Origin of the sequence: Leisingera sp. McT4-56 (assembly GCF_020514995.1) — a bacterium.
Classification (GTDB): domain Bacteria; phylum Pseudomonadota; class Alphaproteobacteria; order Rhodobacterales; family Rhodobacteraceae; genus Leisingera; species Leisingera aquaemixtae_A.
In genome coordinates this window covers 220,202-234,392 of the sequence record NZ_JAJALF010000004.1, presented here as the reverse complement: position 1 = coordinate 234,392, position 14,191 = coordinate 220,202, and the positions used below count along the sequence as shown (strand labels likewise).

Below are 14,191 nucleotides of genomic sequence, written 5' to 3'. Positions count from 1 at the left end.
CTCCAGGCTGGTGGTGGGTTTCAACGGCTTCACCATCACCTTTCAAGGGTCCTTTAACTACAATTCCTCGAACGAGGTCACGGCAGGCAGCACCATATCCGCCTTCACGATGCGCTATGACGGGACAACCGTTCTGTCCGTGACGGGCCTCGACCTCACCTACGAGGATCTGGCCACGCAGGACCTGGAGACCCTGCTGCAGCAGCAACTGGCCGGGAATGACACCTATACCTCAGCCTGGAACGGCGGCGAGTATATCGAGACCTACGGCGGCGACGACACTATCGTTGCCGGTACTGGGAACGACACTATCGACGGCGGGGACGGGAACGACGTTTACATATTTGATGGCGAGCTCGAGGATTTCACTCTCATGTTCGCCGATTACTATTTGGCTGATGAATATTCTGGCCCCACCCGCGGCCTATTATTAGGCAGCGACATTTTCGATCCTTTTTTTCCAGAATACGATGTGTTGCTTAACGTTGAAACGATTGTTTCTGGAGATACCTACCGTCACATTCAGGAAGGCGGCGATGAGGACGATACACTGACCGGCGTTGACGTCCAGAGTAACGAAAGCCGTAACGCGATTCACGGTCGCGGGGGCAATGATACGATCACCGGCAGCAATGGTTTCGATAGTATTTACGGGGGGGAGGGCGACGATGTGATCTCTGGCGGAGCAGGCCGGGACGTCGTTGAAGGCGGCTTCGGCAATGACAATTTGCGAGGCCAGAGCGGAGACGATTTGCTTTACGGTGGCTTCGGAGACGATATTATTTTCGGCCAAAATGGCAACGACTACTTGGAGGGCGGCGGCGAAAACGACCGGTTGGTTGGTGGAAACGGCAATGATACGCTGATGGGAGAATATCGTTTCAGTGATGCGTTCCCTATACTTTTTGGAAACGACACGCTGATTGGCGGCGATGGCAGTGACTTACTGGACGGCAGCTATGGCGACGATTTTCTTGACGGCGGCAATCAGGGCGACACACTGCATGGCCGCATCGGCGACGACCTGCTGGATGGCGGCCGCGGGGGCGACAGGCTCTTTGGCGGCGCCGGCCGCGACAATATGAAGGGCGGCGTCGGCCATGACCGGATGTCCGGCGGCGGCGGCAATGACACGATGTCCGGCGGAACCGGCGACGACACCCTGATGGGCAGCAACGGCCGCGACCGTCTGCTCGGCCACAAGGGCGACGACCTGCTGGCCGGCGGCGCCCACGCCGATATCTTTGTCTTCCACCAGGGCCACGGCAACGACACCATCACCGATTTCACCGCGGGCGAGGACCATATCCGCATCGGCCGCGGCGCGGACGATATGGGCGGACTCCAATTCCAGGCCCACGGCGATGACGTGCTGGTGTCCTTTGCCGATGTGACCATCCTGGTCGAGGACATCACCGTGGCACAGCTGCAGGACGCGGACAACTTTCTGTTCTGAGCGCTCCAGCCGGACACCGGCACAGAAAGGCGCGCCAGCCCGGTGCGCCTTTTGCTATTTCAGCATCCATTTGCCGTCCGGCCAGAAGGCGTGGAAGGCAAAGGCGAACATCACGTCATGGGCCACGTCCCGCCCCTGCGCGTCCCGCACCCGGACGCTGCCGATGTCACGGCCCGCAGGAATCCGGCCGCTGTCCAGCGCCGAGGCCTGTCCCGGCCGCCAGCTCAGCACCAGCCCCGCCTCGCGGATCTCCTCCTCCCGCGCCAGCCGCGCCAGCGGCCAGGCGCGGCTGCCGACGCGCACCACCCTTTGCATCGGCGCCAGCCCGTGCGGCGGCGGGCTGCCGTCATACAGGAACGGCCATTTCGCGGTGTCATAGCCGCGGTAGGGGTTGCGCCCGTAGTCCCGGTTCCACCGCGGCTCCGCCATCACCAGCCCGTCCGGGTTGCGGGCGGTGAACTCCTGCCAGCTTTCGACCCAGCTCGGCAGCGTCTTCAGCCGGGTCCCGGTCATCCGCCCGACAATGCCGGTGCCGGTCGCCTGCTGCCACCAGCTCTGGCTCTCGCGGTCATACATCACCATGTCGGAAAACCGCAGCTTGCCGCTGACGCCGAAACTTAGCGTCCCCGCCGCGGTGCGCCGGTCGAATGTCATTGCCGAATTGCACAGCGGGCAATAGGTCACCGCCACCGGCACCCCCGCCGCCACGTCGTTCACGATCTCATGCCAGGTCAGGTAGCGCAGCGGATAGGCCCGCGGCCGGGCGCCGTCCAGCTCCAGCGTGATCACAGGCTCCCGCGCGCTCAGCCGCCGGGCCTCGGCAGCCGTCACGAACTTGGGCGAATCCAGCGCCGGAATGGCATCCTTGCGCACCCCGCCGGACCGGATCTGGCGCCACTCCGGCACCGCGGTGCGGCTGAAATCGGTCTGCGGCCACTCCCGCTTCCAGACCTGCGGATCCGCCTGCGCGCTCCAGGGCAGCAGCAAAGCGAGACACAACAGCAAACTCTTGAACATGACCAGCGCCTCCCTGCCCCAGTAAACGGCGCCAGGCAGGCGCGGAACAGGTGCCGGCACGGGCTTGTGACCGCCCGTCATCACCCCGGACGCAAAATAGCCCGCCCCCGGGGTGCCGGGCGCGGGCCTGCGTCTTCCGGGAAGCCGGAAGAGCTTATTCGGTGACGGTCACCTTGGTCATGGTGTCGGGCTGGCCGATAACCGCGCCATTCGGGCCTTCGCCGCGCTTGATCGCATCAACCACATCCATGCCTTCGGTCACCTTGCCGACCACGGTGTACTGGCCGTCCAGGAACGGGCCCGGCTCGAACATGATGAAGAACTGCGAATTGGCGCTGTTCGGGTCCTGTGCGCGGGCCATGCCGACCACGCCGGTGCCGAAGGTGATATCCGAGAACTCGGCCGGCAGGTCGGGACGGTCAGAGCCGCCCTGCCCGGCCCGGCGCATGTCGCCGCCGGCCTTGCCGAACTGCACGTCGCCGGTCTGCGCCATGAAGCCCTCGATCACCCGGTGGAACACCACCCCGTCATACTGGCCTTCGGCGGCCAGCGCGGTGATCTGCTCCACGTGCTTGGGCGCCACATCCTCAAACAGGTCGATCTTGATGGTGCCGTTGGCTTCGCCCTCGACCTGGACCTCCAGGCCGGTGGCAAAGGCAGGCCCTGCCGCCAGCAGGGCCAATGCGGCCAGCGCGTTACGCATCCGCAGCCACCTTGACGGAGATCATCCGGTCCGGGTTCGCAGGCGGCTCGCCGCGGGTGATCGCGTCGACGTGCTCCATGCCTTCGATCACACGGCCGTAAACGGTGTACTGGCCGTTCAGGAAGTGGTTGTCCTTGAAGTTGATGAAGAACTGCGAGTTTGCGCTGTCCGGGTTCGCGGAACGCGCCGCGCCCAGGGTGCCGCGGTCATGCGGCAGCTTGGAGAACTCGGCCGGCAGGTTCGGCAGGCTGGAGCCGCCGGTGCCCGCCATGCGGATGTTGAAACCGTCTTCCATGTCGCCGTTGGCCACGTCGCCGGTCTGCGCCATGAAGCCGTCGATCACCCGGTGAAAGCAGACGTTGTCATATTCGCCGGCGCGGGCCAGTTCCTTCATCCGCTCGGAATGCTTCGGCGCCACGTCGGGCAGCAGTTCGATCACCACGTTGCCGTCTTTCAGCTCGATGATGATGGTGTTTTCGGGATCTTTGATCTCGGCCATGTGGCCCTCCTGTCGTCGAAATTTGCAACGATAGTTAAGGCCAGCGCCGGGAAATGCCAAGGGAGCATTGACTGATGCGCAAAAACCCCCGAAACAGCCCGCGGATTTGACTGCACTTTCACCATAAGGGGGCTCGAGAGATGGGCTGGAAAACACTCGACGACATGGATCTGAACGGCAAGCGCGTGCTGGTGCGCGTGGATATCAACGTGCCGATCGTCGACGGCGTGGTGACCGACTCCACCCGCATCCGCCGCATCGCCCCCACCGTGCGCGACATTCTGGCCGCAGGCGGCAAGCCGATCCTGCTCGCCCACTTCGGCCGCCCCGGCGGCGAGCGCCGCGAGAACCTGTCGCTCAATCAGCTGGTGCCGACGCTGGAGCGCGCCTTTGAGACCAAGGTTCTGTTTGCTGCCGATTGCGTCGGCGCAGGCGCCGAGGCCGCAGCCGACGCGCTGCAGCCGGGCGAAGTTCTCCTCTTGGAAAACACCCGCTTCCACGCGGCAGAAACCAAGAACGATCCCGATCTGGCGGCCGGCATGGCGCGCCTGGGCGAGGTCTACTGCAACGACGCCTTCTCTGCCGCCCACCGCGCGCATTCCTCGACCGAGGCCATCGCCCGCCTGCTGCCCGCCTGCGCCGGCCGCCTGATGCAGGCGGAACTGGAAGCGCTGGAAAGCGCCCTGGGCCAGCCGCAGCGCCCGGTCACCGCAGTCGTCGGCGGCGCCAAGGTCTCCACCAAGCTGGAACTCTTGGGCAACCTGATCGAGAAGGTCGACCACCTGGTGATCGGCGGCGGCATGGCCAACACCTTCCTGGTCGCCAAGGGCCTGCCGGTCGGCATCTCGCTGGCCGAGCGCATCATGAAGGACACCGCCGCCGAAATCCTCGCCAAGGCCGAGGCCGCGGGCTGCGAGATCATCCTGCCCTCCGACATCGTGGTCGCCAAGAAGTTCGAGGCCCACGCCGAGCACCAGATCCTGCCCGCCGATCAGTGCCCTGACGACGGCATGATCCTGGACGCAGGCCCGGAAAGCCTCACCCGCATCATCGAGGTGTTTGCGCGCAGCAAGACGCTGATCTGGAACGGTCCGCTGGGCGCGTTTGAGCTGGAGCCGTTTGACGCCGCCACCAACGCCGCGGCGCTGAAGGCAGCGGCGATGACCCGCTCCGGCCAGCTGATTTCGGTTGCCGGCGGCGGCGACACCGTGGCAGCCCTGAACGCCTCCGGCGCGGCCGGCGACTTCAGCTACATCTCCACCGCCGGCGGCGCCTTCCTGGAATGGATGGAAGGCAAGACCCTGCCCGGCGTCGCGGCGCTGGACCAGTAAGCCACACGCCCTCCCGCATGACCGCGCCCCGGCCTTCCCGCCGGGGCGTTTTCATTGTCACGGGACAATAAAAGCTTTGCCCCGTCCCAGTCCTTCCCCGTAGCTTCGCTGCAACCACCGGCGCAGCAGGGAGGCCCGCCATGTTCCAGGACCGCATGAGCCGCCTGCGGCAGAAAATGGCGGAGGCCGCCATCGACGTGGCCCTGATCACTGACGACGACAGCGTCTATTACCTGACCGGCTACTACGACTACCTGCATATGGAGTTCGGCCGCCCCACCATCCTGGTGGTCCCGCGCGACGGGCAATCCCTGCTGATCACCCCGGTGATCGACGTGGTGATGGCAGAGGAGATTGCCCAGGTGGACCGCATCGCCGCCTGGAACGACGGCGACGGCGCCGAGTGGCGGGCAGAGCTGCCGGCCGCCCTCGCCCCGGCCCGCCGCATCGGCCTGGAAACGGACCACATGCCGCCAATGGTGCGCGCCTGCGTGAATGAGCTGGCGGGCAGCGCGGAGATCACCAGCATCACCCCGGCTCTGTCCGGCCTCAGGATGATCAAATCCCCCGAAGAGCTGCAGCTCGCGCGCCACGCAGGCCAGGTCGCAGGCGCCATGATGGCGGCCGGCCGCGGCGCCATTTCCGCCGGCGTGCCGGAATACGAGGTCGCCATCGCCGCCTCACAGGCCGGCACCCGCACCGCGGCTGAGCTGCTGCGCAGCCATTACCGCGATACCAACATGTCGCCCAGCACCCATTTCCTGCAGATCATGGCCTCGGGCAAGGACATCACCAAGACCCACCACCGCGCCTCCACCCGCGTCATGCAGCACGGCGAGCCGGTGTTTCTCTGCTTCTGCGGGATGACCAATTTCCACCGCTTCAAGCTGGGCTTCGACCGCACCTTCTGGATCGGCGAAGCAGACCCGGAGCAAGCCCGCATCTACGGGGTGGCGGTGGCCAGCCAGCAGGCGTCGCTGGACCGCCTTGGCCCCGGCATCGAGGCGCAGGAGGTGCACCGCGCCTATGCCGAAGCGATCCAGGACGCGGGCTTCAGCTACCCGTTCCGCTGCGGCCGCGCCACCGGCTTCAGCTTTCTCGAACGCCCGCAGTTGGTCACCGGCGACACCACCGTGCTGCAGCCCGGCATGGTGTTCGCCGTCGACGGCTCCGTCTCGACGGACACGTTCCGCGCCCAGGTCGGCGACAGTTTCATCATCACCCGGGACGGCTACGAGCAGATCACTTCCCACCCCAAGGCGCTGGAGGACATGATCCTCTGACGCCTTCCGTTGCTTAGCATCCTCCGCAAATTTTCCCCGCTTTGGACAGATTTGGGATTCCCAAGCAGATTCGCTTGTGGCATTCTGAATTCAGACGCCGGCAAACGGCGCAAAACACATCAAGAGCAGTAACATACAGGCACCTCCAAAGTGACCCGAAGCACACGGCCGTCCCTCGGCGCCATCGCCTTTTTTGCCATCGCATTCGCGCTCAGCGCCTACTTCACGTTTGCGGCGGTACAGGGCGACTTCGGGCTGTTCCGGAGGGTCGAGATCCAGGCCGAGGCACAAGAGCTTCAGCAGGATCTCGGCCGTCTCCAGTCCCGCATCGGCGAGATGGAGAACCTGACACGCCGCCTGTCCGATGACTACCTCGACCTCGACCTCCTTGACGAACAGGCACGCACGGTTCTCGGTCTCGTCCGCGCGGACGAGATCGTGATCCGCTGATCCTCTCTGCAAAGACCGCTACCGGCACGCCGTTGCGCTGCAAGGAAACCGGCTAGACTAGCCGGCGGTTTTCGGGGGCCGGGTTTTGCCGGACTTCCGCACCTCCCCGCTCCCTTCTGAAATCCTCCGGTTCAGGCCTGCCAGCAACTGTCCCTGCTGCAACCAAGCGTGGCATTTTTGCGCGCTGATCGGCGGATCTTTACCCTGCGTCCGGGCCGCGTCAGAATAGCACTATTCAGCCGCGCCAAAACCCGCTATGAATTTGTTTAACACTAAACTATCTAGCCTTCAGGGGGAGCTGACCACCATGGCCGCTAGAAAAAGCGCAAAGAAACCAAACGTTTCTGCCGAAGAACTGACGAAACACTACCGCGAGATGTTGCTGATCCGCCGATTCGAGGAAAAGTCGGGCCAGCTCTATGGCATGGGCCTGATCGGCGGCTTCTGCCACCTCTACATCGGCCAGGAAGCGGTTGTCGTGGGCCTGGAGGCCGCCGCCGAGGAAGGCGACAAGCGGGTCACCTCCTACCGCGACCACGGCCACATGCTGGCCTGCGGCATGGACCCCGACGGCGTGATGGCCGAACTGACCGGGCGCGAGGGCGGCTACTCCAAGGGCAAGGGCGGCTCCATGCACATGTTCTCGAAAGAGAAGCATTTCTATGGCGGCCATGGCATCGTCGGCGCCCAGGTGCCGCTCGGCGCCGGCCTCGCCTTTGCCGACAAGTACAAGGGCAACGGCCGCGTGACCTTCGCCTACTTCGGCGACGGCGCTGCCAACCAGGGCCAGGTCTACGAGACCTTCAACATGGCCGCCCTTTGGAAGCTGCCGGTGATCTTCGTGATCGAGAATAACCAGTACGCCATGGGCACCGCCCAGCAGCGCTCTACCTCCAGCGCCGAGATCTGGGAACGCGGCAAGGCCTTCGGCATCCCGGGCGAAGCGGTGGACGGCATGAACGTCCTCTCCGTCAAGGAAGCCGGCGAGCGCGCCGTGGCCCACTGCCGCAGCGGCGACGGCCCCTACATCCTCGAAGTGAAGACCTACCGCTACCGCGGCCACTCGATGTCGGACCCGGCCAAGTACCGCACCCGCGAGGAGGTCCAGAAGATGCGCGAGGAGCGCGACCCGATCGAGCAGGTCCGCGAGATGCTGCTGACCGGCAAGCACGCCACCGAAGAGGATCTCAAGGCGATCGACAAGGAGATCAAGGAGATCGTCAGCAAATCCGCAGAATTCGCCAAGGAGAGCCCGGAACCGGCTCTGGAAGAGCTGTGGACCGACATCTACGACGAGGCGTGACCGATGCCTCATTTTGAAATTCACGCAAGCGACGTAGAGCAGGCCAAGGCCTTCTACACCGGCCTGCTCGGCTGGAGCTTCGACCCGATGCCCGGCGGCGAAGACGTCGGCTATCACCTGATCGAAGGCAACCAGATCGGCATGGGCCTCGGCCTCACCGGCGGTCTGATGCAGCGCCTCGGCGATGCGCCGGATGCAGGCAGCCCTGTGCGCGGCGGCACCATGACCTTTGAGGTCGCGGACTGCGACGAACGTTACGCCTGGGCGCTGGCCAACGGCGGCGCCGAGGCACTGCCGCCAACCGACTACCCCGGCATCGGCCGCTGCGCCTATGTGGAAGACGGACAAGGAAACATCGTCGGGATGATCACCCCGGCCCCGGAGGGAAACTGAGACATGGCAACTGAAATTCTGATGCCCGCCCTGTCGCCGACCATGGAGGAAGGCACCCTGGCCAAATGGCTGGTCAAGGAAGGCGATACCGTGAATTCCGGCGACATCCTCGCCGAGATTGAAACCGACAAGGCGACGATGGAGTTCGAAGCCGTCGATGAAGGCAAGGTCGGCAAGATCCTTATCGGTGAAGGCACCGAAGGCGTGAAGGTCAACACCCCGATCGCAGTGCTGCTGGAAGACGGCGAAAGCTACGATGCCTCCGCTGCCCCTGCCCCGGCTGCTGAAGCCCCGGCTCCCGCAGCTGAGGCTCCCGCAGCCCCCGCCGCCGCTGCTGCCGCGCCTGCGCCGGTTGAAAGCCGCGCGCTGGAGCCCGACTACCCGGAAGGCACCGAGATGGTGCAGACCACCGTGCGCGAAGCGCTGCGCGACGCCATGGCCGAGGAAATGCGCCGCGACGAGGACGTGTTCCTGATGGGCGAGGAAGTCGCCGAGTACCAGGGCGCCTACAAGGTGTCCCAGGGGCTTCTGGACGAATTCGGCTCCAAGCGGGTGATCGACACCCCGATCACCGAGCACGGCTTTGCCGGCATCGCCACCGGCGCGGCCTTCGGCGGCCTGCGCCCGATTGTCGAGTTCATGACCTTCAACTTCGCCATGCAGGCGATTGACCACATCATCAACTCGGCAGCCAAGACGCTCTACATGTCCGGCGGCCAGATGGGCGCCCCGATGGTGTTCCGCGGCCCCAACGGCGCCGCCGCCCGCGTCGCCGCCCAGCACAGCCAGGACTACGCCGCCTGGTACATGCAGATTCCGGGCCTCAAGGTGGCGATGCCCTACTCCGCCGCCGACGCCAAGGGCCTGATGAAGACCGCGATCCGCGACAACAACCCGGTGATCTTCCTGGAGAATGAAATCCTCTACGGCCGCGCCTTCGATGTTCCGAAACTGGACGATTTCACCATCCCCTTCGGCAAGGCCCGGATCTGGCGAGAAGGCTCTGACGCCACCATCGTCTCCTTCGGCATCGGCATGCAATACGCACTGGAAGCCGCCGACAAGCTGGCCCAGGACGGCATCGCGGCTGAGGTCATCGACCTGCGCACCCTGCGCCCGATGGACCTGCCCACGGTGATTGAATCGGTCAAAAAGACCAACCGCCTGGTGACGGTCGAAGAAGGCTGGCCGCAGGGCTCCGTCGGCAGCTACATCGCCTCCGAGGTGATGCAGCAGGCGTTCGATTATCTGGACGCGCCGGTCATCACCTGCACCGGCAAGGACGTGCCGATGCCCTACGCCGCCAACCTGGAACGCCACGCGCTGATCACCACGGATGAAGTGGTCGAGGCCGTGAAGCAAGTGACCTACCGCTAAGGACGAAGATGGAAATCAGGGGCCGCGATCCCGAAACCGAATGCTACCGCGTCACGCTGACCGTCGACGGGCGCACAGTCACCGCACTGGTTCCCGAACGGCTGGCAGCAGACACACGGCTGATCGGCTCGCGGCCCTCCCATCAGGAAGCCTACGTCTGGATGGCGGAGAAGAAAGACAAGATCGAAGCCGCGATCACTTTGCTTGCCCGCGGCACCCGGCGCCCCAGGGCGCCCTATGACCAAATTGTTCTGATTGAGGAGCGCTGACATGCCCACCGAAATCCTGATGCCCGCGCTTTCTCCCACCATGGAGGAAGGCACCCTTGCCAAATGGCTGGTCAAGGAGGGCGACACCGTCTCCTCCGGCGACCTGATCGCCGAGATCGAAACCGACAAAGCCACCATGGAATTTGAAGCCGTGGACGAAGGCGTGGTCGGCAAGATCCTGATCGCCGAAGGCTCCGAGGGCGTGAAGGTCAACACCCCCATCGCGGTGCTGCTGGAAGACGGCGAAAGCGCCGATGACATCCAGTCCGCCGGCACCTCTGACGGCGGCGGCGCCCCGGCCAAGGCTGACGCCCCTGCCGCCGCAGAGGCCCCCGCACCCGCCCCCAAGGAACAGGCCAAAGCCGCCCCCGCCGCGCCGCAGGGCGCCGACGGCAGCCGCATCTTCGCCTCCCCCCTGGCGCGCCGCATCGCCGCCGACAAGGACTTGGACCTGAGCCAGATCACCGGTTCCGGCCCCAAGGGCCGCATCGTCAAGGCCGACGTCATGGATGCGAAGCCGCAGACCGCAGCCGCCGCTGCCCCGGCAGCATCCGCTCCGGCCGCCGCCCCTGCCGCTGCTGCAGCACCCGCCGGCCCCTCCGCCGACATGGTTGCCCGCATGTACGAGGGCCGCGAGTTCGAGGAGGTCAAGCTGGACGGCATGCGCAAGACCATCGCCGCCCGCCTGACCGAGGCCAAGCAGACCATCCCGCATTTCTACCTGCGCCGCGACATCCAGCTCGATGCGCTCTTGAAATTCCGCGGCGAGCTGAACAAGCAGCTCGAGGGCCGCGGTGTCAAGCTCTCGGTCAACGACTTCATCATCAAGGCGGTTGCGCTGGCGCTGCAATCGGTTCCGGACGCCAACGCGGTCTGGGCCGGCGACCGGGTGCTCAAGATGAAAGCCTCCGACGTGGCGGTGGCCGTCGCTATCGAAGGCGGGCTGTTCACCCCGGTGCTGCAGGACGCCGACAGCAAATCGCTCTCGGCGCTGTCGTCGCAGATGAAGGACCTGGCATCCCGCGCCCGCGACCGCAAGCTGGCACCGCATGAATACCAGGGCGGCAGCTTTGCGATCTCCAACCTCGGCATGTTCGGCATCGACAACTTCGACGCCATCGTGAACCCGCCGCACGCGGGCATCCTGGCGGTCGGCTCAGGCGTCAAGAAGCCGGTTGTCGGCGCAGACGGCGAGCTGAAGGTCGCCACCGTGATGAGCGTCACCATGTCGGTCGACCACCGCGTCATCGACGGCGCCCTCGGTGCGGACCTCTTGAAGGCCATCGTCGACAACCTGGAAAACCCGATGGTGATGCTGGCCTGAGGGGTCATCGCCATGAGAAACACCAAAGCCCCGGCCTCAGCGCCGGGGCTTTTGTATTTGTAATACGAATGCAGATCTCAAACCTCGCTTTGAGCCCAATTTACTCCTTTCTGCAACGCAGCTATATTACGAATATGAAATGGATTGCCCTTATTTTTGGAATATTACTCATCTTTGCAGCTTGGCTAATCGTCCAAGTCGGCAAAGGCGTGTTATTCACCCATAGCGGTTTCGAAGAATGGGATGACGCATTTTATGCTGCATACAGAGAATGTTGCTTGGCGACAGACTTGCGCACAGCAGCTCCATTTGGCGCACTCGGCTTGGCTATGATATTTTTCGCGGCATGGAAGTTCGTGCGGAATTAGGCGAACCGGTCGCCGTCATCTTACCAAGAAAACAACTTCCGCTCTGTCCGCAATGCGGTTGCGGGAATGATTGGAGCCACGGTACGCGCAATATCTCCGGCGCAAACCCAAGTTAAAAGGGAGCGCCCCCGCCCCCTTTTCACCTTTCCCAAAATACTCACCTGCGCCACAGCCGCCGCCAGCACCCCGCCAGCGGCGGCGCCATGCCAGCGGCGGCTCGCCGGTCAGTACTGATACCCGGGCGTCGAGGCCGACAGCGCCTGCTCCGCCTCATCCATATCCGCCGGGATGCCGTCAAACAGCGGCGTCGACAGATAGCGCTCGCCGGTATCCGGCAGCACCGCCAGCAGCACAGAGCCCTCCGGTGCGGTCTCGGCCACCTTCATCGCCGCCGCCAGGCTGCCGCCGCTGGAAATCCCGGCCAGGATGCCTTCCTCCGCCGCCAGCCGCCGGGACCATTTGATGCTCTCGTCGCCGCTCACCGGCTCCAGCGCATCGAAATAGCCCTTGTCCAGCGCCTCCTGCAGCACCAGCGGGATGAAATCCGGGGTCCAGCCCTGGATCGGGTGCGGGGTGAAGGCCGGATGGGTCGCCGCAGGCTCGCCCTCCTCATTGCGTTCCTGCGCCTGTCCCGACTGCACCAAGGCCGCATTGGAGGGCTCGCTGAGGGTGATCTTCAGATCGGGGCGCGCGCCCTTCAGCACCCGCCCCAGGCCCGAAACCGTGCCGCCGGTGCCATAGCCCAGCACCACATGGTCCAGCCGCTCGCCGTCGAAATCGCCCAGGATCTCCCGCGCAGTGGTGCTCTCGTGGATGTCGGCGTTGTCCTTGGTCTCGAACTGATGCGCCAGGAACCAGCCATTGGCCTCCGCCAGCTCCTTGGCCTTCACCACCATGCCGACCGCCTTGTCTTCCTTGCGGGTCAGCACCACCTTGGCGCCCAGCATCCGCATCAGCTGCCGCCGCTCGACCGAGAAGCCGTCGTGCATGGTGATCACCAGCGGGTAGCCCTTGGCGGCGCAGACCATGGCAAGGCCGATGCCGGTGTTGCCGCTGGTCGCCTCCACCACGGTCTGGCCCGGCTTCAGCCGGCCTTCGCGCTCCGCCGCCTCGATGATGTTCAGCGCCAGCCGGTCCTTCACCGATCCCGCCGGATTGAACGCCTCGAATTTCACATACATGGCCACATGCGCCGGAGCGATATTGTTCAGCCGGATCGCGGGCGTGTTGCCCACCGTCTCCAGGATCGAGCCAAACAGCCGCCCGCGGCCTTCGGTTGTATAAATCATGATCTGTCCCCCAAATCGAAACTGCAGATAACTATCGTGTTCCACAGGAATATGCGCGCCGGCGCAGCCAGGTTCAAGCCAGCCCGGGGCCGCGGGCAGCGATAAGGACCAGCCTCCGCCGCCCATGCCGCAATGCGGAACCGCAGCGGCCACCTGCCGCGCCGCGCAGATCATTTGCCGCCGCCAACACGCTATTAGAAAACAATTTTCCCGGACAGGCCAGGCAGGCCGCACAGAAAAAAGGGGCGCATTCCACGCCCCTTCTTCTTTGCAAAATACGCGTTGCGCCAACGCCGGCGGCGCAGGCCTCAGTCGCTGCTGGTGCCGTTCGGGAACCGCTGGTCCATGTTGACCGAGGGCTGATCGCAGCCCGCCTCGCCGACGATGCGCGCCGGGATTCCTGCCACGGTTTTGCACGGCGGCACCTCTGCCAGCACCACCGAGCCGGCGGCAATCCGGCTGCAATGGCCGACCTTGATATTGCCCAGCACCTTGGCGCCGGCGCCGATCAGCACCCCGTCGCCGATCTTCGGATGCCGGTCCTCTTCCTCCTTGCCGGTGCCGCCCAGCGTCACCGAATGCAGCATCGACACGTTGTCGCCCACCACCGCGGTCTCGCCGATCACGATGGAATGGGCATGGTCGATCATGATCCCCTTGCCGATCACCGCCGCCGGATGGATATCGACGCCGAAGATCTCGGAGATCCGCATCTGGAAGAAATAGGCCAGGTCCCAGTCGCCCTGCTGCCACAGCCAGTGGCCGATGCGGTAGGCCTGAACCGCCTGATACCCCTTGAAGTAGAGGATCGGCTGCAACAGCCGGTGGCAAGCCGGGTCGCGCTCATAGACCGCCATCAGGTCGGCGCGCGAGGCTTCGACGATGCCGGGGTCGGACTCATAGGCTGCATCGACGATCTCCCGCAGGATGGTCATCGACATCTCGTTGGAGCACAGCTTGGCGGAAATCCGGTAGGACAGCGCCTTCTGCAGCGATTTGTGGTGCAGGATACAGGCATGGATCAGCCCGCCCATCAGCGGCTGCGAATCGACAGCGTCCTGGGCTTCCTGGGTAATCCGGTCCCAGACGGGATCCAGCGAGGCGACGGCTTGCTGCGTTTTGAACATGG

General features: G+C 64.6%; 14 protein-coding genes. 9 read left to right on the top strand and 5 right to left on the bottom strand.

The features are described 5' to 3' along the window. The coding region (locus tag LHL23_RS08175) for a calcium-binding protein (protein ID WP_226429465.1) at positions 1-1,456 on the top strand (1,456 nt) is incomplete at its 5' end. Positions 1,457-1,510: 54 nt separating this feature from the next. On the opposite strand, the gene LHL23_RS08170 is transcribed toward LHL23_RS08175, so the two are convergent. The 3 genes from LHL23_RS08170 to LHL23_RS08160 all read right to left on the bottom strand — a co-directional run bounded on the left by LHL23_RS08170 (position 1,511) and on the right by LHL23_RS08160 (position 3,675). Continuing rightward, positions 1,511-2,473, bottom strand: coding sequence for a DUF3179 domain-containing protein (locus tag LHL23_RS08170; protein ID WP_222475907.1), 963 nt, complete (start codon positions 2,471-2,473; stop codon positions 1,511-1,513). A 154-nt stretch (positions 2,474-2,627) separates the two neighbouring features. Beyond that, positions 2,628-3,176 carry a peptidylprolyl isomerase gene (locus LHL23_RS08165; RefSeq protein WP_226429464.1) on the bottom strand — a complete coding sequence of 183 codons (549 nt, stop codon included), beginning with the start codon at positions 3,174-3,176 and terminating at the stop codon, positions 2,628-2,630. Then, positions 3,169-3,675, bottom strand: a complete 507-nt coding sequence (locus tag LHL23_RS08160; RefSeq protein WP_222475911.1) for a peptidylprolyl isomerase — start codon at positions 3,673-3,675, stop codon at positions 3,169-3,171. Before LHL23_RS08160 ends, LHL23_RS08165 begins: the two co-directional genes overlap by 8 nt. A gap of 140 nt (positions 3,676-3,815) precedes the next feature. Here LHL23_RS08160 and LHL23_RS08155 point away from each other — a divergent pair, with 140 nt between their 5' ends. The 8 genes from LHL23_RS08155 (at position 3,816) to LHL23_RS08120 (ending at position 11,405) form a co-directional block, all read left to right on the top strand. Further along, the gene (locus LHL23_RS08155; RefSeq protein ID WP_226429463.1) at positions 3,816-5,006 is read left to right on the top strand and encodes a phosphoglycerate kinase; all 1,191 of its coding nucleotides are present in this window, start codon (positions 3,816-3,818) and stop codon (positions 5,004-5,006) included. A 140-nt stretch (positions 5,007-5,146) separates the two neighbouring features. Continuing rightward, positions 5,147-6,289: a M24 family metallopeptidase gene (locus tag LHL23_RS08150; RefSeq protein WP_226429462.1), complete on the top strand. Its 1,143-nt coding sequence runs from the start codon at positions 5,147-5,149 to the stop codon at positions 6,287-6,289. Between the two features lie 150 nt (positions 6,290-6,439). Continuing rightward, complete coding sequence (locus LHL23_RS08145) at positions 6,440-6,739, top strand: FtsB family cell division protein (RefSeq protein WP_222475917.1); 300 nt, start codon at positions 6,440-6,442, stop codon at positions 6,737-6,739. A gap of 307 nt (positions 6,740-7,046) precedes the next feature. Beyond that, on the top strand, positions 7,047-8,042 hold the full coding sequence (gene pdhA, locus LHL23_RS08140; RefSeq protein ID WP_226429461.1) for a pyruvate dehydrogenase (acetyl-transferring) E1 component subunit alpha: 996 nt from the start codon (positions 7,047-7,049) through the stop codon (positions 8,040-8,042). A gap of 3 nt (positions 8,043-8,045) precedes the next feature. Beyond that, the gene (locus tag LHL23_RS08135; protein WP_222475919.1) at positions 8,046-8,435 is read left to right on the top strand and encodes a VOC family protein; all 390 of its coding nucleotides are present in this window, start codon (positions 8,046-8,048) and stop codon (positions 8,433-8,435) included. 3 nt (positions 8,436-8,438) lie between these two features. Then, entirely contained in the window at positions 8,439-9,812 is a 1,374-nt protein-coding gene (locus LHL23_RS08130; RefSeq protein WP_226429460.1) for a pyruvate dehydrogenase complex E1 component subunit beta, read from the top strand. A gap of 8 nt (positions 9,813-9,820) precedes the next feature. After that, positions 9,821-10,081 carry a hypothetical protein gene (locus tag LHL23_RS08125; RefSeq protein WP_222475921.1) on the top strand — a complete coding sequence of 87 codons (261 nt, stop codon included), beginning with the start codon at positions 9,821-9,823 and terminating at the stop codon, positions 10,079-10,081. Between the two features lies 1 nt (position 10,082). Then, complete coding sequence (locus LHL23_RS08120; protein ID WP_226429459.1) at positions 10,083-11,405, top strand: pyruvate dehydrogenase complex dihydrolipoamide acetyltransferase; 1,323 nt, start codon at positions 10,083-10,085, stop codon at positions 11,403-11,405. 592 nt (positions 11,406-11,997) lie between these two features. On the opposite strand, the gene cysK is transcribed toward LHL23_RS08120, so the two are convergent. Together cysK and cysE are read right to left on the bottom strand one after the other, a co-directional pair. Beyond that, a complete protein-coding gene (gene cysK, locus LHL23_RS08115) occupies positions 11,998-13,062 on the bottom strand; it encodes a cysteine synthase A (RefSeq protein WP_226429458.1) in 1,065 nt (354 codons plus the stop codon). Positions 13,063-13,370: 308 nt separating this feature from the next. Next, positions 13,371-14,189 carry a serine O-acetyltransferase gene (gene cysE, locus LHL23_RS08110; protein WP_222475927.1) on the bottom strand — a complete coding sequence of 273 codons (819 nt, stop codon included), beginning with the start codon at positions 14,187-14,189 and terminating at the stop codon, positions 13,371-13,373. Positions 14,190-14,191 lie beyond the last annotated feature (2 nt).